This window comes from Profundibacterium mesophilum KAUST100406-0324 (assembly GCF_009835145.1).
Classification (GTDB): domain Bacteria; phylum Pseudomonadota; class Alphaproteobacteria; order Rhodobacterales; family Rhodobacteraceae; genus Profundibacterium; species Profundibacterium mesophilum.
Genome location: NZ_APKE01000036.1, coordinates 20826 through 41579, shown reverse-complemented (window position 1 = coordinate 41579; position 20754 = coordinate 20826). Strand labels below are relative to the sequence as shown.

15 protein-coding genes are annotated in these 20754 nt (G+C 68.7%); 4 read left to right on the top strand and 11 right to left on the bottom strand.

The window, feature by feature from the left end; genetic code table 11:
* Genes PMES_RS14775 through PMES_RS14745 form a run of 7 tightly spaced genes read right to left on the bottom strand, consistent with a single transcriptional unit; the run spans nucleotide 1 to nucleotide 7402 of the window.
* Nucleotides 1–1428 carry a hypothetical protein gene (locus tag PMES_RS14775; protein WP_159966502.1) on the bottom strand — a complete coding sequence of 476 codons (1428 nt, stop codon included), beginning with the start codon at nucleotides 1426–1428 and terminating at the stop codon, nucleotides 1–3.
* Nucleotides 1425–2969 (bottom strand): class I adenylate-forming enzyme family protein, encoded by a 1545-nt coding sequence (locus PMES_RS14770; protein WP_159966501.1) that lies wholly within the window; start codon nucleotides 2967–2969, stop codon nucleotides 1425–1427. The genes PMES_RS14775 and PMES_RS14770 overlap by 4 nt, the downstream gene beginning before the upstream one ends.
* Complete coding sequence (locus PMES_RS14765) at nucleotides 2969–4012, bottom strand: phosphotransferase family protein (protein ID WP_159966500.1); 1044 nt, start codon at nucleotides 4010–4012, stop codon at nucleotides 2969–2971. Before PMES_RS14765 ends, PMES_RS14770 begins: the two co-directional genes overlap by 1 nt.
* Nucleotides 4013–4022: 10 nt before the next feature.
* Entirely contained in the window at nucleotides 4023–4685 is a 663-nt protein-coding gene (locus PMES_RS14760) for a histidine phosphatase family protein (protein WP_159966499.1), read from the bottom strand.
* The gene (locus PMES_RS14755) at nucleotides 4682–5686 is read right to left on the bottom strand and encodes an NAD(P)H-dependent flavin oxidoreductase (protein ID WP_159966498.1); all 1005 of its coding nucleotides are present in this window, start codon (nucleotides 5684–5686) and stop codon (nucleotides 4682–4684) included. Before PMES_RS14755 ends, PMES_RS14760 begins: the two co-directional genes overlap by 4 nt.
* Nucleotides 5686–6141 (bottom strand): MaoC family dehydratase, encoded by a 456-nt coding sequence (locus PMES_RS14750; RefSeq protein WP_201289015.1) that lies wholly within the window; start codon nucleotides 6139–6141, stop codon nucleotides 5686–5688. Before PMES_RS14750 ends, PMES_RS14755 begins: the two co-directional genes overlap by 1 nt.
* 25 nt (nucleotides 6142–6166) lie before the next feature.
* Complete coding sequence (locus PMES_RS14745) at nucleotides 6167–7402, bottom strand: acyl-CoA dehydrogenase family protein (protein WP_159966497.1); 1236 nt, start codon at nucleotides 7400–7402, stop codon at nucleotides 6167–6169.
* A gap of 133 nt (nucleotides 7403–7535) precedes the next feature.
* Between PMES_RS14745 and PMES_RS14740 the strand changes: the two genes are divergently transcribed.
* The gene (locus PMES_RS14740) at nucleotides 7536–8183 is read left to right on the top strand and encodes a TetR/AcrR family transcriptional regulator (protein ID WP_159966496.1); all 648 of its coding nucleotides are present in this window, start codon (nucleotides 7536–7538) and stop codon (nucleotides 8181–8183) included.
* Between the two features lie 24 nt (nucleotides 8184–8207).
* Here PMES_RS14740 and PMES_RS14735 read toward each other — a convergent pair whose 3' ends face one another.
* Nucleotides 8208–9188: an NADPH:quinone oxidoreductase family protein gene (locus PMES_RS14735; protein ID WP_159966495.1), complete on the bottom strand. Its 981-nt coding sequence runs from the start codon at nucleotides 9186–9188 to the stop codon at nucleotides 8208–8210.
* Nucleotides 9189–9339: 151 nt separating this feature from the next.
* Between PMES_RS14735 and PMES_RS14730 the strand changes: the two genes are divergently transcribed.
* A complete protein-coding gene (locus PMES_RS14730) occupies nucleotides 9340–10527 on the top strand; it encodes a DUF2793 domain-containing protein (RefSeq protein WP_159966494.1) in 1188 nt (395 codons plus the stop codon).
* Between the two features lie 30 nt (nucleotides 10528–10557).
* Here the strand turns inward: PMES_RS14730 and PMES_RS14725 are convergent, their stop codons facing one another.
* Nucleotides 10558–11724: a nucleotide sugar dehydrogenase gene (locus PMES_RS14725; protein WP_159966493.1), complete on the bottom strand. Its 1167-nt coding sequence runs from the start codon at nucleotides 11722–11724 to the stop codon at nucleotides 10558–10560.
* Nucleotides 11725–12036: 312 nt separating this feature from the next.
* Between PMES_RS14725 and PMES_RS14720 the strand changes: the two genes are divergently transcribed.
* Nucleotides 12037–13101, top strand: coding sequence for a sulfotransferase family protein (locus PMES_RS14720; protein ID WP_159966492.1), 1065 nt, complete (start codon nucleotides 12037–12039; stop codon nucleotides 13099–13101).
* Nucleotides 13098–14612 carry a glycosyltransferase gene (locus PMES_RS14715; protein WP_159966491.1) on the top strand — a complete coding sequence of 505 codons (1515 nt, stop codon included), beginning with the start codon at nucleotides 13098–13100 and terminating at the stop codon, nucleotides 14610–14612. The genes PMES_RS14720 and PMES_RS14715 overlap by 4 nt, the downstream gene beginning before the upstream one ends.
* Here PMES_RS14715 and PMES_RS14710 read toward each other — a convergent pair.
* A complete protein-coding gene (locus PMES_RS14710; RefSeq protein ID WP_159966490.1) occupies nucleotides 14593–18810 on the bottom strand; it encodes a glycosyltransferase family 2 protein in 4218 nt (1405 codons plus the stop codon). The genes PMES_RS14715 and PMES_RS14710 overlap by 20 nt on opposite strands.
* The gene (locus tag PMES_RS14705) at nucleotides 18811–20718 is read right to left on the bottom strand and encodes a glycosyltransferase family 2 protein (RefSeq protein WP_159966489.1); all 1908 of its coding nucleotides are present in this window, start codon (nucleotides 20716–20718) and stop codon (nucleotides 18811–18813) included.
* Between the last annotated feature and the right edge of the window lie 36 nt (nucleotides 20719–20754).

The window sequence follows — 20754 nt, the reverse complement described above, 5'->3', positions numbered from 1 at the left end:
TCAGCCGCCGCCGCCGATGGCGAGCACGACAAGGCAGAGCGACAGAACGGCGAGCAGCAGCGCGCCGAAGGCCCCGTTCCAGCCGAAGGTCACCACGAAGACGCTCCGCTTCACCAGCGCGCCGACGAAGGTGGCCGTGCTGGCCAGCGGCGCGAGAATGACGGTACACATCCATCCTCCCATCAGGGCCATGATGACGAGGACCGCCGGCGCGTCCGAGCCGGTTTCGAAGACCAGCTCGCCCAATACCGCGACGGTGATGATGGGATGCAGTCCCACGAGCGCCGCCAGGACCGTGCCCCACATGAGCGCAACCGCCAGCCCCGCCGCCCCGAGCGGCCCGCCGGCGAGCGCGGCGATGAATGGCTCCAGGCGTTCGACCGGAAGGATGCCGATCAGCAGGGTCGCGATCAGCCCCGCAAGCCCGAAGACCCCGATCTCGTTGACCGAGACCGGAGCCCGGCACGAGAAATCGTGCCAGAGCGCGGACGGGCCGGCGGTCCCCCTGAGGACCACGCACCACAAGAAGGCATAGATCGGAACGGTCGAGACCAGGATGCTCTGGAAAGGCCAATCGCTCAGCGCATCGATCCCCAGGACGATCGCGCCGAGGACCAGGAGATGCGCCGCCACCGCCCCGAGCCCCATGGCCCCCGTGGCATCGTCGTCTCCGGCGAGCCGGGCGCCGGGGGGCGCCGTGGGCATGCGGCGGCGCTCCGCGTAGTCCCAGAGCGCGCCGATCACCAGTATCAGCACCGCGAAGCCGAGCCCGTAGGGGGCCACGTCGCTCCAATGCACGGCCGGGAAGATCAGCAGGAGCGTGTTGAGTGCGATGCCGAAAGGGGACCAGAAGGCGATGGTCGCAAAGCCGCGCATCACTGCCGTGACGATGCGGCGCTGGCGCAGGGCATGAACCTGGGCGCTCACGGGATGGGCCGCCTCGGCCCGCCGTTGCCCCTCGAGGGTCATTTCCAGCAAGAGCCCGAGCCCGCCGAAGTTGAGGAGAACACCGAAAAGGTTGCCGCCGATCCCGAGAGAGACGTAGCGCAGGGATGGCGGCCGGCTTGCGAGAAAGGCGCCGGCCGCCTCGAAACGCGGATCGCGCAGGGCAACGAGACGCAAAAGTACGAGGGCGATGAGCAGGGCCGAAAGGAAGGACAGGCGCCGTGCCGCGTCCCAGACATGACCCCAGGGCTGCTCGGCGAGCAGCAGGGCGAGCGGAATCAGGATCAGCGCCACGGCGAGAAAGACCCAGACCATCGCGGCGGCATGGCGCAGCGTCACGGCGATGAAGAACAGGATCGCCGCCGCGCTGACGGGGACAGCCGCGGTGATGCCGCCCGCGGAGCCGGCCAGATGGGCGGCGAAGGCGAATGCCAGCAACCCACCGGGCAGGGCCGCGCCCACGGCTGGAAGGCGCCGCCTCACACCGTGCCGCTCCAGTAGGGCGCGCGCAGCTCGCGCTTCAGCAGCTTGCCGATATCGCTTCTGGGCAGGGCGGCGCGGAGCTCGACACGGCACAGCCTCTGCACCTTGCCGAGCCGTGCATTCGCCCAGGCGCGCACCTCCTCGGGATCGAGCGACTGCCCCGCCTTCGGCACGACGAGCGCCAAGGGCGTCTCGCCCCAGCTCGATGAAGGAATGCCGATCACCGCAGCCTCGGCGATGGCCGGATGCGCCGAGAGCACCGCCTCGAGATCGGCGGGAAACACGTTGAAGCCGCCCGAATTGATCACATCGCGCCGTCGGTCGCGCAAAACGAGGAAGCCGTCGGCATCGAAATGCCCCGTATCGCCCGAGCGGATGAACGCCTGTCCGTCCGGCGCGGTCCACAGCGCCTCTCGCGTGCGCTCGGGATCGCCCCGATATCCGCTCATCATCGTGATCGAGCGGCCGACGATCTCGCCGGTCTCGCCGGGCGCGCATGGGGTCCCGTCCTCGCCGACGATGCGCAGCCGGGTTCCCGCGACCGGGCGCCCGACGGTGTGGAGTTTTTCCGGATGGGCGCCGCAGTCGAGGATCGCGCCCACCCCCCCTTCGGTCATGCCGTAGATGTTGATCAGCCGCCCCGGCCAGACATCGAGGATCCGCTCGATCAGCGGCGCCGGCAGCATCGCCGAGGTGCATAGCTTGGCACGGAAGGCCGACAGCTCGCGCATCGCGAAATCCGGATGTTCGAGAATCCTGCGATATTGCACGGGGACGAGCATGGCATGGGTGACGCGCTGCTGCTCGGCCAGTGACAGCCAGGCGCCGGCCTCGAACTTCTCCATGAGGTCCAGACAGCCGCCGGCGGCGAGGACCGGAAGCAGGAGCGCGAGTGTCGTATTGGAATAGATCGGGGTCGAGACCAGCGCGCGAGCGTCGCTGTCGATCCCGAGCCCTTCGAGACGGCGCGTCTGGCGCGATCTGAAGCGGTGACTGTGTTCGATGCCCTTGGGTGCGCCGGTGGTGCCGGAGCTGTAGATGATGTCGAACGGGTCATCCGGCTCGGTCGGGGTGCGGCATGGCTCTGCCGGCGGGGCGCCGGCCACGAAGGCGGTGAGCGGCTCGGCTTCGGCAATCCCCCGGCCGCCGGTAAGGGCGTCATCGGCCAGGACGCGGCGCGCTGCGCAATTCGCGATCATCCTCTCGATGGCATCTGGATGCGCGGTGATCGGCAGCGGCGCCATGCAGCCTCCTGCCGCCAGAACGGCGAGATAGAGGATCACATGCTCGGCCGTGACGCCGGCGAGCGAGGCGACGACATCGCCGCGGGCAAGACCCTCCGCGCGCAGCCGGGCCGCCGTCGCCTCCATCCTCTCGGCAAGCGCGTGCCAGCTGAGACACTCCGCTCCTGCCCCCGGCCCTGCCCTTGGCCCCGCGCGCAGGGCCGGCGCACCGGGACGCGCGGCGGCGTGCGCGCGAACGAGGTCCGGCAACGCGGTGAAGCGTTCATCTTCGACCGGCTCGGGGATGATTGCCGGCATCAATTGCCCGCCCCGATCCCGCCCGGCGCGTCGAGCGCGGCCAGGCCCTCGCGCGCGAAATGGGGCACCCAGGCGCCGATCTGAGCCGCGCGCAGGGGGTCCGAGGCGTTCCCGTCCAGCCCTCTCTTGCGCACACCTTGCAAGATGGCCGCCATGCGAAAGAAGCAAAAGCCGAGATAGAACCCGAAATTCCCGATCGGCCCGATCCCGCGCCGCGCGCAGTAATCCTCGATGAATTGCGCATCGCTGGGAAGACCGAGCGCCTGCCTGTCGATGCCCGCGAGCCCGCGCCCCTGAGGCCCCGGCGGCATCCGCCATTGCATGACGACACCCGCGAGATCGGCGAGCGGATCGCCAAGGGTCGACAGCTCCCAGTCGAGAACGGCGCGGCAGGGGGTTCCGGACGCGTCAAAAAGCAGGTTGTCGAGCCGGTAATCGCCATGCACGAGACGCGGCGCGTCCCGCATGCCGGGGCGCTCATCGGGCAGGCGCCGTATCAGGCGCTCCATGTCCGCCACGGGCTCGGTTTGCGAGGCGCGGTACTGCGCCGTCCAGCGGTCGATCTGCCTCGCGATGTAATCGCCCTTCGGAGCGTAATCGCCAAGACCCGCGGCGACAGGATCGATCATGTGAAGCTCGGCCAGAACCCGGCCCATCTGCGCCATCAGGGCGCCGCGCGCGGGCGCGTCGAGAGCATCGAGCCGCGGGTCGCGAAAGTTGGTCCCCTCGACATGGTCCATGAGGTAGAAAGGCGTGCCGATGATCTCAGGATCCTCGCAAAGAAGATACATCTTCGGCACCGGCACCGCCGTCCCCGCAAGTGCCTTTTGCACCCGGAATTCCCGCTCGATCGCATGGGCCGAGCTGAGCAGGACGCCATCGGGCTTGCGGCGGAGCACGTAACGGCCGGCGGGTGTCCTGATCGTATAGGTCGGATTCGACTGGCCGACATCGAACTTCGCGATCTCGAAAGGACCCTCGAAGCCGCCGATCCGCCCATCCACCCAACGGCGCACGGCCTCGAGGTCTGGAGCCTGGGGCATGGTGTCTTCCTCAGCTATAGGTCACGAATTCCGCGCCGGGCCCCGAGACATGCGGCATCTCGTTGAACGAATGCAGGCGCATTCCCCCCTGGCCGATCATGATGCGGCTCACCGCGCAATTCGCCAGCTGCAACTGCAGGTGCATCATCTGCGCCGGGGGCGCCTCGAGCACGTCGGCGATCATCCGGCAGATGGCTCCGCCCGATGTCACCGCGAGCACGCGGCGGCCGGTCGCGCCCATGAGCCTGCGTGCGCGCAGAACCCGTTCGGTGAATTGCACGAAGCTCTCACGGCCGCCGATCTCCTCGCGCTGCCAGGCGAGGACGGTGTCGCGCAGGATGCGGAAATGCGCCTCCCTGTCGGAGCCGAGGCCGGGCGGCCGCGGGCCATTCCCGAAACGGGCATCGAGCAGGTCGCCCGAGGAGAACTCGTTGAGGCCCGGCAGCACCTGTGCGGCGGATACGTCGAGCGCGAGCGCGGGGGCCATCGCCTCGAGCGTTTCGCGGTGCCGCCGCTGCGCGCCGACGAAGACCGCGTCGATCCGCTCGCCCCGCGCGGCGAGCGCCGCGCCGAGCGCCGCGCCTTGCCGGTGCCCAAGCTCGGACAGGACATCGTAATCATCCGCGCCGAAGGAGGCCTGCGCGTGGCGCACGAGGATCAGCTCGCAGCTCATGCAGATGCGCCTTGCCCGGCAAACGGCCCGCTCACGGCCAGCAGGCGCGCGCGGGCAGCGGCGTATTCGGCGCCGATGCGGGCGATCACCTCGGCCGCAGGGAGCACATCGGTGATTGCACCGATCCCCTGTCCCGCGCCCCAGATCTCCTTCCACGCCTTGGGCTTGGAGCGGCCTTCGGAGAAGTTCATGGAAGACGCATCCGCCCCCGGCAAAGCGTCCGGGTCGAGCCCGGCATTGCTGATGGATTGCCTCAGGTAATTGCCGGACACCCCCGTGAAGAGCGACGAGGTCACGATGTCACTGGCGCCGCCACCGACGATCATCTGCTTGTAGGCATCTTGCGCATTGGCCTCGCGGGCCGCGATGAAGGCCGACCCGGCATAGCCCAGATCCGCGCCGACCGCCTGTGCGGCCAGAAGCGCCTCGCCGGTCGCGATCGCACCCGAAAGCAGGAGCGGGCCGTCGAACCAGGCGCGGATTTCGCGGATCAGTGCGAAGGGCGATTGCGCGCCGGCATGCCCCCCCGCCCCGGCGGCGACGGCGATAAGCCCGTCCGCGCCCTTGTCGATCGCCTTGCGCGCGAAACGGTCGTTGATGACGTCATGCAAGGCGATGCCGCCGCAGCTATGGGCGGCCTCGTTGACCTCGGGGCGCGCACCCAGCGAGGTGATCCAGATCGGCACCTTCCAACGCGCGCAGATCTCGAGGTCGCGCTCCAGACGCTGGTTGGAGCGGTGGACGATCTGGTTTACCGCGAATGGCGCGGCGGGCCGGTCGGGATTGTCCTGGTTGTGCCGCTCGAGAGCCTCGGTGATCTGTTTCAGCCATGCCTCCAGCATGATCGGCTCGCCCTCCGCCTCCCGCGCGTTGAGGGCGGGAAAGCTGCCGACGATGCCGCTCTTGCATTGCGCGATCACCAGCTCGGGCGTCGAGACGATGAAGAGGGGAGCGGCGACCATCGGTAGCGCAAGACTGTCGAACAGGGGGGGCAGGGCCATCAGTCGGTCTCCTCGAGATATGTCCGGTTGATCCATCTGGCGTTGAGCGCGGGGCGCGGCGCATGGTCGATCTCGACCGTGACATTCCAGGCCATGGTGACCTGCGCCTGTCCGCGCCGCAACTCGGCGAGCACGAAGCGCCCCCTGATGCGGGCGCCGCTGCGCACAGGGGAGATGAAACGCAGCCTGTCGAAGCCATAATTGACCGCAAGCCGGGTGTGGCGAAGTGCCGGGACCGCCTGCCCGGCCATGCCGGCCAGGAGCGAAAGGGTCAAAAAACCGTGTGCGATCGTTCCGCCGAACTCTGTCAGCGCGGCCTGCTGCGGGTCAACATGGATGAACTGATGATCGCCGGTGGCGTCGGCGAAGCTGTCGATCATCGCCTGCGTGACCGGCATCCAGTCGGACAGACCGATCTCCTCGCCGATCCGCGCGGCGAGCTCGTCGGAAGTCACGGGGCGCGCGCTGGACGGAATGAGCTCATGCCTCTCGCTGTGTATGGGCGCGCAGTTCGGCCCGCGCCACCTGCCGGCGATGAACCGCGTCGGGCCCGTCGGCGAGGCGCAGGATGCGCGCTGTCGCCCAGGCCCGTGCCAGCCCGGTATCCTGGCTGACCCCCATGCCGCCATGCATCTGCACCGCCTCGTCGATGACCTTGAGCGCCATGCGCGGCGCCACGACCTTGATCTGGCTGATCCACGGGGCCGCGGCCCGCGCGTCGCCCTGGTCCATCATCCAGGCCGCCTTCAGGCAGAGCAGGCGCGCCTGTTCGATTTCCATCCGGCATTCGGCGATGATGTCGTAATTGGCGCCCAGTTCGGCCAGCGGCTTGCCGAAAGCCTCCCGTGCCAAGGCGCGCCGGCACATCGCCTCGAGGGCCGCCTCCGCCTGCCCGATCGCCCGCATGCAGTGGTGGATCCGTCCGGGCCCGAGGCGACCCTGAGCGATCTCGAATCCCCGCCCCTCACCGAGAAGCAGGTTCTCCGCCGGAACGCGCACATCGGTGAAACGCATGTGCATGTGCCCGTGCGGCGCGTCATCGGCGCCGTAGACCTGCATCGCGCGAAGCTTCTCGATACCCTTAGTGGCGGCATCGACGACGATCATCGAATGGCGGGCATGGCGGGGGGCATCGTCACCGCCGGTGCGCACCATCACGATATAGACCGCGCAGCGCGGATCGCCCGCGCCACTGGCCCACCATTTCTCGCCGTCGAGGACATACGCATCGCCATCGCGCCGGCAGGACATCGAGATATTCGTGGCATCTGAGGAGGCGACATCGGGCTCGGTCATGAGATAGGCTGATCGGATCTCTCCCTCCAGCAATGGCGCGAGCCAGCGCCGCTTCATCGCATCGGTGCCGTAGCGTTCGAACACCTCCATGTTGCCGGTATCGGGCGCGGAGCAATTGAAGATTTCGGCCCCGAGCAGGCACTTTCCCATCTCCTCGGCGAGATAGGCGTATTCGACGGTGCTCAGCCCGTAGCCGCGGTCACTCTGCGTCAGCCAGAAGTTCCAAAGGCCGCGCCGGCGGGCCTCGGCTTTCAACCCATCAAGGATCTCGCGCTGCCGCGGCGAGAGCGTCCAGCGGTCACCGACGGCGATCTCGTCATGGAATTCGCCCTCCAGCGGGACGATCCGCTCGGTGATCATGTCGCGCACCCGGCCCCGCAGATCGCGCACCCGGTCGCTCATGCCAAGGTTCATATCCATCGCCGGCCCGCTCCCCCAGGTGATCGCGCGACTTTACAGCCTGGGAACGTGAAAGCATACTAGCGGGTATGGTGTCAATTCCGCCCCTCCACGCACCCATGCGCGCCCGCGCAGCGACCAAGAGGCCGCGACATTGAGCGGCGCGCGCAGTGCCGCGGACCACGCAGGCCCGGATGCGCGGCGCCGCGCGATCCTGGATGCCGCGGCGCGCCGCTTCGCGGTTGCCGGGGTCGAGCTGACATCCATCGACGACATCGCCCGCAGTCTCGGCGCGACGAAAGGGAAGATTTATCATCATTTCGGCTCCAAGGGAGAGCTGGTCCGCGCCATCCGTCTGCACTCGGTGCAGCTCACCCATGACCATGTCCTGCCCGCCTATCGAGGCGGCGGGGATCCTGCCACGCGGCTGCACCGCATGGCCGCCGCGCATGTCGAGGTAATGATGCAGGCGCTGGCCTATCACAGGGTGGTGGTCGAGACGATGCGCGCGCATCCGCATCGCGGCGCCACCCAGGTTGAAAGGTCCCTCGCGGCGCAGACCCGCGCATTGCAGGGCACCTACGAGGATCTCTTCCGCGATGTCATTCGGGAGGGCATCGAAAGCGGCGTCTTTGCCGGGCAGAACCTCTCGATCGCTCTGCATTCCCTGATGATGCTGCTGAATGCGCCTGTCTATTGGTATCGCCCGCGCCTCGGCGAGCGAGGCACGGATCGTGACGCGATCAAGACGCAGATCGCGGCCATGGCCCTGGGCGCGCTGCGTGCCGCGCCCGGTGACTAGCCGCGCAGCACCCGGCGGGCGCGTTCAGGCGCCGGCGGTCAGGACGATCTTGCCGACCGCGCGGCGCTCCGCAAGCGCGGTCAACGCCTCGCCCGCCTGTGCGAGCGGCAAGGCCCGGCTGACATGCGGATGCAGGCGGCCTTCGGCATACCAGGCGAAGAGCTGATCGAAATTGGCGTTGTCGAGCGCGGTCTCGCGGCGGCGGAAATCACCCCAGAACACGCCGACGATGGCACACCCCTTGAGCAGCGCGAGATTGGCCGGCACCTTGGGAATGTCACCCGAGGCAAAGCCAACCACCAGCACCCGGCCGCGCCACGCGGTGGAGCGCAGGGCCTGCTCGAAGACCGGGCCGCCGACGGGGTCATAGACGACATCGACGCCCTTCTTACCGCAAATCTGCGCGATCCTTCCGCGCAGATCGTCGGCGGCGTAGTCGACGAGGTGGTCGGCGCCGGCTTTCTGCGCCGCCGCGAGCTTCTCGGCGGAGGAGGCGGCCGCGATCACCGTGGCGCCCATCGCCTTGCCGATCTCGACTGCGGCAAGACCGACCCCGCCGCCCGCGCCGAGCACCAGGAGCGTCTCGCCGGGTTGCAAATCCGCGCGTTGACGCAGCGCGTGCATCGAGGTGCCGTAGGTCATCGTGAAACCGGCGGCGATCTCGCCCGGCATCCCCTCGGGACGGTGCAGCAGCGCATCCGCCGGCATCACGATCTTCTGCGCGAAGCCGCCATGCAGCGACATGGCCATGACCTTCTGCCCGATCGCGACGCCCTCGACACCCGCTCCGAGCTTCGCGACCGTGCCCGACACCTCGCCGCCCGGGATGAAGGGCGGGTCGGGGCGGAACTGGTACTTTCCCTCGATGATCAGCGTGTCGGGAAAATTGACGCCGCAGGCCTCGATCGCGATCTGCACCTCGCCGGGACCGGGCTGCGGATCGTCGATCTCGCGCAGCACGAGCGTTTCGGGCGGGCCGAAGCTTTCACACAGGACAGCACGCATCTTCTTCTCCTTGCAAGGCACGGGCGGGAGGACCGGGTTCCGAAACCCCCATGCAAGTCTGGTAGAGGTCCCGGCTCTGCGCCGCAATCGGCATCGCCGCGTCACTGCCGGGCGGCGCCCGTTGCGCGGATCAGCCCCCATGCGCGCGCGCATGTCAGGTCTCCTTCAACCCCGCGCGGGAAGCTCGCGCATCACCATCCACCAAGGAGCCGTCATGTCCTCGATCTCTCCACAGCTGTCCCTCCCGCTGCTGCAGCCCTCCCAGGCCCAGAAACACGTCACCCATAACGAGGCGCTGGTCATGCTCGACCACCTCGTTCAACTCACGCTCGAAGCCGTCGATGCCCTGGCCGCCCCCGATGCGCCTGCGCCGGGGTCCGTCTATGCGCTCGGTGCGGCGCCGGTGGGCGCGTGGGAGGGCCATGGCGGCCAGCTTGCGGCATTCATCGCGGGAGGATGGGTCTTCCATCTGCCGCGCGACGGCTGGCGCGCCTATGACCGCAGCGCCGGGCGGCTCCTGGTCTTCTCGCAGGCGGCCTGGCGCGCGCTCGCGCCCGCCGAGATCGAGACCGACAACCTGGACGGCCTGGGCATCGGCACGGCCCATGATCCGGTCAACCGGCTCGCCGTCGCGAGTGATGCGAGCCTTCTGAGCCATGCCGGCGCGGATCACCGCCTGAAGATCAACAAGGCCGCGCCGCAGGACACCGCCAGCCTGCTCTTCCAGAGCGGCTTTTCGGGGCGCGCCGAGATCGGCCTCGCCGGTGAGGAGGCCCTGTCGGTCAAGGTCAGCGCGGATGGCGCGTCATGGACCACCGCGCTCAGGGTCGCGCCGGAGGACGGCACCCTCTCCGCCCCCGCACTCGAGGCGGCACGGTTCGGAGGTGCGGGCGTTCAGGGCAATCCGTCGGATGTCGCACCGGGCAAGCTGATGCGGGCCGATTACGGCTATTGTCCCGGCAATCTTCTGGCGCCCGTGGCGATGGATGGCGCGCAGGTCAGCGGCGGTGTGATCGAGCGGGGCGAGACGGCAGCGGGAACGTTCGTGCGTTTCGCCGACGGAACGCTCATCTGCCACGCCGACGCGGCGATCGACGTATCCTCGGCGCAGTTGCAGGATTTCCCCTTTCCCGCGGATTTCTCGGCCGACCCGGCGGTCAGCGCCAGTCACCTGAGCGCGGCGCCGCATGTCGCGATCGAATTGCCGAACATCCGGATTCTCGCGGGCCGCGCGGCGGTGCAGAGCTGGTCGGTCAGGCTGGGCGACACGGGTGCCCCAACCGCTCCCGGCGGCCCGCAGGAGACGCTGCGACTGACCGCGATCGGGCGCTGGCGCTGACGAGGCGGCACCCGGCGGGCGCCGCCGGGCTCAGTTCGCGCCGAAGAGGTCGCGGGTGAATATCTTCTCGGCGACATCGGACAATTCCGGCGCGCGGCGGTTGGCCACGATCACATCCGCCTCGCGCTTGAAGGCATCGAGATCCCCGACGACCCTCGAGCCGAAGAATTCCGTCTCGCGCATTGCCGGCTCGTAGACGATGACCTCGATCCCCTTGGCCTTGATCCGCTTCATGATCCCCTGGATCGAGCTTTGGCGAAAATTGTCCGACCCCCATTTCATGACCAGCCTGTAGATGCCGACCCGCCGCGGTTGCAGCGCGATGATCCGGTCCGCGACGAAATCCTTGCGCGTGCGGTTCGCATCGACCACGGCGCGCATGAGGTTCTGGGGCACCTGGTTGTAATTGGCCAGGAGCTGCTTGGTATCCTTGGGCAGGCAATAGCCGCCGTATCCGAAGGAGGGGTTGTTGTAATGCGACCCGATGCGCGGATCGAGGCAGACGCCGTCGATGATCTGGCGCGAGTTGAGCCCGTGGGCGAGCGCGTAGCTGTCGAGTTCGTTGAAGAAGGCGACGCGCATCGCGAGGAAGGTGTTGGCGAAGAGCTTGATCGCCTCGGCTTCCGAGGGATCGGTCAGCAGCACGTCGATATCGCTGGCCAGCGCGCCCTGGCGCAGCAGCTCGGCGAAGAGGCGCGCGCGCGCGCTCTGCTCGCCGACGACGATGCGCGAGGGATGCAGGTTGTCGTGCAGGGCCTGCCCCTCGCGCAGGAATTCGGGGCTGAAGATCACCCTGTCGGTGTTCAGCTCGCGCGACAGGCGCTCGGTGAAGCCCACGGGGATCGTTGACTTGATCACGATCGTCGCGCTGTCATTGCACGACAGGACCATCCGCGTCACCTCCTCCACCGAGGACGTGTCGAAGTAATTGGTCTGCGGGTCGTAATTCGTGGGCGTGGCGACGATGACGTAATCGGCATCCTCGAAGGCCTCGGCCGGATCGGTCGTCCCCGTCAGGTCCAGCGGTTTCTCAGCGAGATAGGCCTCGATCTCGGGATCGACGATCGGCGAGAGCTTCGCGTTCAGCCGCTCAACGCGGGCCGGATCGACATCGAGTGCACGCACCCGGTTGTGCTGGGCCAAGAGAACGGCGTTTGACAGGCCGACATAGCCGATGCCGGCGACTGCGATTTTCATCCGGTCCATGGTTCCGTTCCGATATGGTTGCACCCGGAACCCGGGTTATGCGTCCGGGGCGCGCCTTGCAATGGTTCGATCGGCCTTCGCCCGGGCCGGGTGGCGGCGCCGCATCAGGCATCTTGCACCCGGCCCTGTCCTGCATCATAGTGCGCGCCACTTCCGCGGCCGGATCGGCACCCCCCGGGCGCGCCTCGGCAGGTGCCGAGCCGCATCACGCCGGGCCCGCTTCCGCCGGAACCCGCCCCGCCAAACCGCTGGCCCCTTCCGGGTCGCCTGCCCCTGCCCCGAGACGAGCGTGACACCGGCGACATGTCCAAGACCCTGATCATCCATATCGGCCACTACAAGACGGGCACCACCGCGCTGCAGGTCTTCGCCTCCGAGAACCGGCGGTTCCTGGCCTCGCGCGGCATCAAGTATCCCAAGCCCTTCTGCGAGAATTGCAAGCATTCGGACTACGCCTTCTCGGTGCTGCGCGCCGCCGGCGTCAGAAGCCTCATGCATGGCTACGACAAGCCGCTTCCGCCCGAAGACATGTGGCAGCAGCTTTTCAAGCAGGTGCGCGCCTCGCGGACGCCGCAAACCCTGATCAGCTCCGAGGAATTCATGCGGATCGGCCAGTTCGAGGGGGCGGAGCGCATTCTCGCGGATATCCTGGATGCCCGCCCCGAGGGGATCGAGGTCAAGGCGGTCTGCTACCTGCGTCCGCCCGCCGAGCATCTCTCCTCGTGGTACAACCAGCTCATCAAGCTCGAGATGCCGATCTCGGAGTTGGAGACGGCCGTGAATGGCGAGATCGAGGAAATCCATTACGATTACCGCCGCGCGCTCGTGCCTTGGGTGCGGATGCTTGGCGCCTCTGACGTGACGATCCGGCCCTACCTGCGCGATGCGTCCGATCCGGCGAGCCTCCACCGGGATTTCTTCACGTTTCTGGGGATCGAGCTGCCGGACAAGCTGGCGCCCGGTCCGCTCGATCACAATCCCCGTCTCGACGACCGGCTGGTCGAGCTGATGCGCGTGCTGCAAAATTCCGGCCTGGAACGGCCTGTCCTGCGCGCGGCACGAGCCCAGGCACAGGCCTTCATCGCCGCGCAGGATGCCGCCGAAACGCCCCGCGGCATGAGCCGCGCGCGCGCGCTGGCCCAGGAAGGGCTCGACTGGATCGCCGATCTCCCCGGCTCGAGCGTCCCTGTCGAGCGTTTCGCCGGCAGCCTGCCGCAGGCCCGCCCCAAGGAACAGACGGAGAGCGTCCTCCTGCTCGGCTTCGTCCTGTCGGAATTCCTGCGCCACCGCCAGCGCGTGAACAAGCCGCGCGTCGATGAGCTCGAGGCGCGGATCGCGGCCCTCGAAGCCGCCCTGACCCGCATATGAGGGTCCTCGTCTACAACTGGGTCGATTACCGCGATGACGAGAAGCGCGGCGGGGGCGTCACCGTCTACCTGCGCAATCTGATGGAAACGTTGGGCGCGCGCGGTGATGTCGATGCCACGTTCCTGTCCTCGGGGGTTTCCTACGACCCTTTGCGCCGCGCGCCCCGCTGGGAGCCGATCGCCCACGGGCCGCACGAGGATCGCGGCATGCGCTACGAGATCGTCAATTCGGGAACGCTGGCGCCATCGCACATGTCCTTCGGAAATCCCGCGCAGCTCACCCATCCGCCGACCCGCGACGTGTTCCTCGACTTCGTCGCGGCCACGGGTCCCTATGATGTCATCCATTTCCACAATCTCGAAGGTCTCCCCGCCGACGTGCTGAGCTTGAAGCGCGAATGGCCCCGCACCAAGATCCTTCTCAGCCTGCACAACTACTACCCGGTCTGCCCGCAGGTGAACCTGTGGCACCGCGAGGCCGAGAACTGCGTGGACTTCGATGCCGGCCACAAATGCACGGTCTGCCTGCCGGTTAAGCCCGACGAGCGCCTGGTGCGCGCGGCAAACGGCCTGGCCTACATGCTCAAGCGGCGCGGGCTGCGCCCCGGCACGCGCGCCTTCGACCTGGGATTCCGCGGCGCGATGGGGGTCGGGCGACGTGCCGTGAAGGCGATCGGCCGCATGCGCCTTGCCCGCAACGCCCCCCCGAGGTCAGGCGAGACGCCCGCGGCCGCGTGCCGGTCGGCGGAGGAATTCGCGAAGCGCCGTGCCGAGATGGTCACCCTGATCAACGCGCATTGCGACGGCATCCTGTGCGTGTCCGACCGCGTGGCCGAAGTCGCCGCGCGCTACGGGATCGCTCCGGAGCTGCTGCGCACGCTCTACATCGGCACGCGCCAGGCGGACCGCTTCGAGCGGACCGAGCCGCGCGGCGCCTTGCCCCGTGCCGACGGCACGCTCCATCTGGGCTACCTGGGTTACATGCGCCGCGACAAGGGCTTCTTCTTCCTGCTCGACGCGCTCGAGGCGATGCCGGCCGAGATGGCCGCCCGGATCCGCCTCACGGTGGCCGCGCGCGGAGCGGCGGCGGATGTGGCGCGGCTGTCGCGGCTGGCGCCCCGCCTTGCGCAGCTGGTGCATCTCGACGGCTACGGTCATGACAATCTCGATGCGATCCTGTCGGATGTCGATGTCGGGCTCGTGCCGGTGCAGTGGGAGGACAACCTGCCACAGGTGGCGATCGAGATGCATGCGCGGCACATTCCCCTCCTGACATCCGACCTTGGCGGCGCGCAGGAGCTTGGCAACACCCCTTCGATGGTTTTCCGAGCGGGCGACGCGGCCAGTTTCGCGGCTCGGATCGCCGCTCTCCTGGAAGGCGGGATCGACATCGATGCCTATTGGCGCAACGCCATGGCCCCTGTCGGCATGGAAGCGCATCTTCAGGAGTTGCTGGCGCTCTACCGCGCGCCCGATCATCGCGGCGACGATGTCAGCCGAGGCGCCGCCTGACGAAATCGCATTGCATCCAGGGCACGGAGATGGCCGGATCGTGGAGTCGCTCGCGCCCTTCGGCAGCAAGCGCGAGGTAGGAGCGGTATTCCTCCGCATCATTGAAATGCTGCCGGCGCGCGACCTCCGCCTGCGCCTTGCGATGGAAGTCGGCATTATACTTGAAATGCGCGAAGAAGAGCTCGCGCGGGGAAAGGCGCAGATCCGCCGCGAAATGCAGCCCCGCCGAGAGCCGCATCGAGGGGTGATAGCGCAGAAGGGCGATTTTCTGGGCGACGAAGAGATCGGGGCGCGAGCCGGGGATCAGCCTGTGCCTCAGGGCGCTCGTCCAGGTAGGCATGTTGGCGTAGGGCCCGCGTCCCGGCCAGTCGGTCAGAAAGGGCTCACGGTCGACATGGAAGGCTTGCGTGAAGGGGCCCTCCGCGAAATCGGCCTGCGAGAGGGGGCCTTCGGGATACATGTCGAGCATGAAGAGACGGGCGGCATCGGCATCCGCGAAATCCGGCCCGGCCAGCAGCTCCGGCAGCGAGGCATCGGCGCCCTCCTCGCTCCAGATCGCCAATTCGTCCGCATCCGCGATCAGTGACCATTTTCCGACCCGGAACGCCGAGAGCATCGCCTGTTGCCACGCGACACCGTAATGCGACAGGCGGTAATCGGTATCGACCGAGAAAAGCGCGACATCTTCTTGGTCGGCGAGATATTCGAGGCTGCCGTCATCGGAGAGATTATCGGCGATCGCGAAGGCCGTGACCCCTTGCCGGCGGTAATGGTCGAGGAAATGCGGCAACATGAACATCTCGTTGCGCATGCAGGCCACCACCGCGACGGGGGCGTTCCGCAAAGCCTCGACCTTGGAGGCGTCACCCACCAGCTCGAGCGCGTTGCTCTGGTAGCCGAGGCGCACGGGCTGGTAACTGGGCCAGATCTTGGACGGGGTCAGCCTGGGCGCCTCGCGCGTCTCCATCGCCGCCGCCTGCCCTTCGGCGCCGTCGAGATGGACGAGCGCGACCGGTGCCGCGAGGCTCGCATCGAAGCCGTTGACCCACAGGGAAACGGGGCGGATGCCGGGTGCCGTGCGGCGGCGGATGGCAATCCGGTAATCCTCCTGCGCAGGTGCGATTCCGCGCAGCGCCAGCAGATCGCCGAGCAGCTTGTCCTCCATGAAGGAGACGCGGACCAGTTGCCGGCCGGCAGGGCCGCGCGCGGCGTCGAGGGCCGCCGCCATCGCATCGCGGCTCAGCGTGTAGCCCGAGCCGCCATCTGCGTAGAGCGAGGGTTCGGGTGACTTGTCGAGCTCTAGGCGGCCGCGCGTGCTGCGCGACTTGCCGGTATGCCAACCGCGATCCATCTCGCCCTGCACGCGCCGCAGCACGCGCCCGTAATAGTCGAACTTGCGGTAGCTTTGCGCGTGAAAGAAAGTGGACGGCTCCAGGAAGCAGTCGTCGTCGATCTTGAGCATATAGGCGAAATCGGTCTGCGTGTGGACCCAGTCGATCGCGGCGAGGGTCTTTTGCGGCAGTCCCTCGTAATCGTCCGGCGCATCGAGTGCGAGGACATCGCCCTCGATCCGGCCATCGCCGTTGCCCACCACGACGAGATAGGGAATGCCGAGCCGGGAGAGCGCCTTGAGCCAGCCGCCGCGCATCGCCTCGACCCGCGTGTCGAGATTGGGCCTGCAGGAAAAGACGATGACGATCGTGTCGAAAAGCGGCGACGCGCTCGCGGGCGCATGATGCGTGTGTCTTTGGTCCCGCCCTTGGGCCTGTCCCTGCGCCAAGGTCGGAAGGCCGCCCGCGGGCAGACCCAGCAGATCGCACAGACGGCCCGCGGCATGCAGTCCGGTTCCGTCAGCGCGCCCCGCCGCATGGGCCGCGATCCGTGCCACGGGGGCCAGCGCCATGCGCAGCGCCGGAGCCGATCGCAGCGCACCGCGATCATCGGCCGGCAGAGCGGTGAGCATCCGCTCGATACGTCCGGCCAGCCGCTCCGCCGCGTCCAGTACGTCCGCCGCGGCCAGGGCGCGGAAGAGGCCAAGCGCCATCGCGAAGCCGATGAACCGCGAATCCCGGCCCGACAAGGCCGCCAGCATATCGGCGATCGTCTCGATCTCTTCGGGTCCGGGCGGCAGGCCGCCCGCCGAGACCCTCGCATGAAGCGCACTGCACCCACGGCTTGCCCGCCGCTGCAGCGCGGCGCGCGGCGCCTGCGGGATCTCGGGGTAGCATGCGGGCATCGCCGCGGCCGCGACGGGCGCGAGACGCGGTGCGCCCGCCGTACCGCCGGAACCGCGCGGAAACGCCATGTGCCGGATCGCCGCCTCGCCGGGATCGATCCCCTCGCCCAGCAGATCGGCGGGTGCCGGATCGGGAGCGGCACAGCCGGCGGGGCCAAGAAACTCGCGCTGCAACCGGTCCGCATCGACAAGGCCCGCCCGGCCGAGAACGCGCAAGGCACCGGCGCGGCGGGTGCGCGCCCGCAAGCCGTCCATCTCCTCGCCCTCCGGCCCGTCAAGGGCCTCGAAAGCCGCGCGTGCCGCCGCCAGTTCGGGCGCCGCCCCGCCGCTGTCCATGGCAAGACGGTCCCAGAAGCTGCGCGAGCCTCCATGCACCGCGACGAGCGCGGCGGGCAAGGATGCGCGCAATGCGTCCGGCAACAGAGGCCCACCCGACAGAAGGGCGACCGACATCTCGATCATCGACGCGCAAGCGCTGCGGCCCCAGTAATCCCGCGCCTCGCGCCGCAGGAAATCGAGGCCCGCCAGAACGATCGCCTCGCGCGTGTCATTGCCGAGCGCGCCATCGGCGAGCGCCCGGCGCACCGTCCAGCCAAGGGCTGGCGTGACGATCCAGCCCTCTGTCCCGTCGAGCCCGCCGATCGCCGGGGCGACATCGCCTGCCCGTCCCGAAAGGAGCAGGAACGGCAGCAGGGCCGAATCGTGCCAGGGCGCGCCGACGGGCTCCGGCATCGCAAGCTCCATCTGGCGGGCCGCGCGGACCAGGGCCTCCGCCTTGCCTGCATCGCAAAAGACCTCGCTCAGCGCCAGGACGAGGCCGATCCTGTCCTCCTTGGCAAGCGGCGCGCATGTCTCCCACAAAAGCGCCGTCAGATCGCAGTCCGGCTCGGCCCGCATCTTGCGCGAGAACGCGGCATGGGCGGCGCGAACCGGATCGGCAGGGGCCACCTCGGCGCCGTCCAGGGAAGGGTTCGCAGCAACGGCGGCAAGTTCGCCCTGTCTCGAGGTGCCCTCACCGGCCCCGCCATCCAGCGCTGTGCCGAGGAAGGCGTGCAGCCTGAAACGCTCCGCGATCCGGGCAGCGGCCCGGCGTGCCTCGGGGCCAAGAAGGCGCCCCGCACCGGAGAACCGCAGATGCTCGAGAAGCTGCATTGCCGCGTAGGGATCGGCACGCAGGTCGTGAGCGGCCAGGATTTCCTCGATATGCACGGCCAGTTGCGCCGGATCGAGCAGGCGCCGGGCGAGCGGCGTGCCGTCAACAAGGCCCCGAAGCTCGAGCCGCAGCGCCCCGCCCGCGCCATCCGCGCCATCGCACCAGACCCGGCCCGGAAAGGCGGCCTCGATGACATGGCCGCCCCTTGCGCCCGCGGGACGGATATCGAGCGTCTCGCACGGCGTCATCACGCCGCCGGCGGCAAGATACCAGAGCCCCGGCGCATCAGCACCATGTGGCGGGGAATAGCGGGCCAGAAGCTCGATCCGACGCGTCAGGGCGATCTTTCCAGCCGCAGGAGACGTGCTGTCAGCCGGCAGCCCGATGATCACGTCGGCCCCCAAGATGCCGCCCGTATGCTCGAACATCGCGATGTCGCCGCAGCCGGCGAACCGCCCGCGCGCGGCGAGCCGCGCAAGACCGCCCTTCGAGCCGCCGAGAAGCGGGCCGGGCAAAGAGAAGACGAGAACGCCGTCGAGACGGACCTCGGCGCCTCGGGGCGTCAGGCGGATCTCGACCTCGGTGCCACCCGGTGCGAATTGCACGCGCGCGCCGATCTCGCGCCCCCATGACCCGCCGGCCCGCGTGTTGCACACGGCACGCCCCGTCTCGGCACGCAGCGAGAGATGGAACGGAATATCCCCGCCCGGACCGCGCGGGGTGAAGAACGAGATATTGGCATAGGGCAGCGTGTCGAACCGCGCATGATAGCGGACCGTGGCGCCTTGCCTGACCTCGAGCGCGCGCATTCAACTCTCCTCTTCGGCACCATCGGGCCCCCGCCCGTCCCGCGCGTCCATGCCACGAGGGCGCGGCGGGGTGAAGAGCCATGCGAGGCGCGGGCCTATATCGGGGTCGAGCGCGCCCATGGCCTGCAAGCGCTGCTCGGCCCGCCACGCCGCCCTGTAGCGCAGGGCGAGCCCGAGACGCGCCAGACGTCCCGAGTGGCCGGAGAGAGCTTCGCGAAGCGCCCGCAGGTAGAGCCGGCGCCGCCACCCGGCCGGCAGCCGGCCGCCCGGCACGTCGATGAGGGCGATCTGCCGTGCAAGCCGCGCCGGATCGCCCGGATGCGCATCCGGGGGGGCCTGCGCAGCGGCGTGCGGCATTCCGTCCTCGAAGCGCACGGCACGTTCCGCCCGCGCCGCGGCGGCGATGACGAGCGCGGTCCAGGTCTGCGGGGCATTGCGCTCATCCCCGAGCAGACCGCGCAGGGCGGATGCCGCGAAGACCTTGCCGAGCGGGCGCAGGTGAAGCGCGGCGATCTCGACCGGGCGCATCCTTCGCGCCTGCCAGGCCGGGCATTGCGCGGCCAAGCCAGGCACGTGCAGCCCGTCGTGATAGAGATCGCCCCGCGGGCCGAAATGGAAGTCGGAATATCCCAAATCGGCATCGAGGCGCAGCATCGCCTCCGCCCGCGCATGCAGCGCCGCCGCCGGCAGCAGATCGCCAGGTTGCAGCACGGTGACGAGCGCCCCGTCGGCGCGGGCCATGGCGCGCAGGATCGCATCCCCTCTGCCCGTCTCGCCATCCCCGGCGTCCCAGCGAAGGCGCGGATCCGCGCTTTGCACGGAGCGAGGGGGCGTTCCGAGGCACAGGATCTCGGCGTTGGGCAGCCGCGGGTCTTCGAGGGCGCGCAGCGTCGCACGCAGCGCGTCCGGCGCGGCATCGCTTGCCGCCACGATCACCGTCACCGCGCAGGCCCCCGCCATCTCCAGCCCCCAGAGCCGCGAGATACCCGGATCCCAGTCCGGAGCGTAGCGCATGTCGCGGCGCGCGAGATAATCCCGGCCCGCGGCCGCGAAGGCCGCGCGGCGCGCAGGATCGGCCAGAACGGTGCTGCGCTCGAAAAGGAGCCGCGAGGCGATGCGTTCAAAGCCCTCGCGCGCCTTTGGCCGCCCGGAGGAGGCCATGATGCCATGCAGCGTCTCGAGCACGCCGAACTGCTCGAAGACCCGGTCGTCATCCGCCCCCGTGATCTGTCCGGGCCGCCCGCGCGTCTGCCAGTAGAGGGCCTGCGGCAGATGCATGATCGCATGGGTCCGGCAGGCGGCGCGGTAGTAGAAGGCATGATCCTCGAACCATGTCCCCTCGTCGTAGCGCAGCCCCTCGATCAGGGTGCGCCGGTAGAGCTTGTTCCAGGCCGAGGGGTAGTGGCGGATGATCTGACACCAATCCCCCAGCGGCATAAGCCGCCCCTTGGGCGGACCTTCGGGCACGGGCGCGCCATGGATCGCCGAGTGCGCGTCGCTCGAGCCGTCCGGATGACACGAGCGCACCGCGCAAGCCACCCAGTCGGCGCCGCTGCGCTCCAGCGCCGCGCACATACGCTCCAGGAAATCCGGCGCGATCCGGTCATCGCTGTCGACGAAGCCGATCACCGAGCCGCGCGCGGCCGAAAGCCCGACATTGCGCGCCGCCGAAAGCCCGGCATTGGATTGCCGGATCACCCTGAAGCGCGGATCTGACCCGATCGCCGTCACCGCGGCCCTGTGGCTGTCATCGGTGGAGCCGTCATCGATCACGATGACCTCGAAATCGGTCATGCCCTGCGCGCGGATGCTGGCGATGCAGGCGCCCACGTGCTCCTGCACGTCATGAACCGGAACGATCAGCGTGACCGCCGGCGTCGCGGCCTGTGTTGGGGAAGCGGGGATCATCGCGGCTTGTCGAACGGGGCCGGCTGCGGGTAAAGG

Bases quoted from the DNA above. Each gene is read 5' to 3' on its own strand.
- PMES_RS14770 (WP_159966501.1), bottom strand. From the start codon at position 2,969: ATGCCGGCAATCATCCCCGAGCCGGTCGAAGATGAACGCTTCACCGCG.
- PMES_RS14765 (WP_159966500.1), bottom strand. From the start codon at position 4,012: ATGCCCCAGGCTCCAGACCTCGAGGCCGTGCGCCGTTGGGTGGATGGG.
- PMES_RS14760 (WP_159966499.1), bottom strand. From the start codon at position 4,685: ATGAGCTGCGAGCTGATCCTCGTGCGCCACGCGCAGGCCTCCTTCGGC.
- PMES_RS14755 (WP_159966498.1), bottom strand. From the start codon at position 5,686: ATGGCCCTGCCCCCCCTGTTCGACAGTCTTGCGCTACCGATGGTCGCC.
- PMES_RS14745 (WP_159966497.1), bottom strand. From the start codon at position 7,402: ATGGATATGAACCTTGGCATGAGCGACCGGGTGCGCGATCTGCGGGGC.
- PMES_RS14735 (WP_159966495.1), bottom strand. From the start codon at position 9,188: ATGCGTGCTGTCCTGTGTGAAAGCTTCGGCCCGCCCGAAACGCTCGTG.
- PMES_RS14730 (WP_159966494.1), top strand. From the start codon at position 9,340: ATGTCAGGTCTCCTTCAACCCCGCGCGGGAAGCTCGCGCATCACCATC.
- PMES_RS14725 (WP_159966493.1), bottom strand. From the start codon at position 11,724: ATGAAAATCGCAGTCGCCGGCATCGGCTATGTCGGCCTGTCAAACGCC.
- PMES_RS14720 (WP_159966492.1), top strand. From the start codon at position 12,037: ATGTCCAAGACCCTGATCATCCATATCGGCCACTACAAGACGGGCACC.
- PMES_RS14715 (WP_159966491.1), top strand. From the start codon at position 13,098: ATGAGGGTCCTCGTCTACAACTGGGTCGATTACCGCGATGACGAGAAG.
- PMES_RS14710 (WP_159966490.1), bottom strand. From the start codon at position 18,810: ATGCGCGCGCTCGAGGTCAGGCAAGGCGCCACGGTCCGCTATCATGCG.
- PMES_RS14705 (WP_159966489.1), bottom strand. From the start codon at position 20,718: ATGATCCCCGCTTCCCCAACACAGGCCGCGACGCCGGCGGTCACGCTG.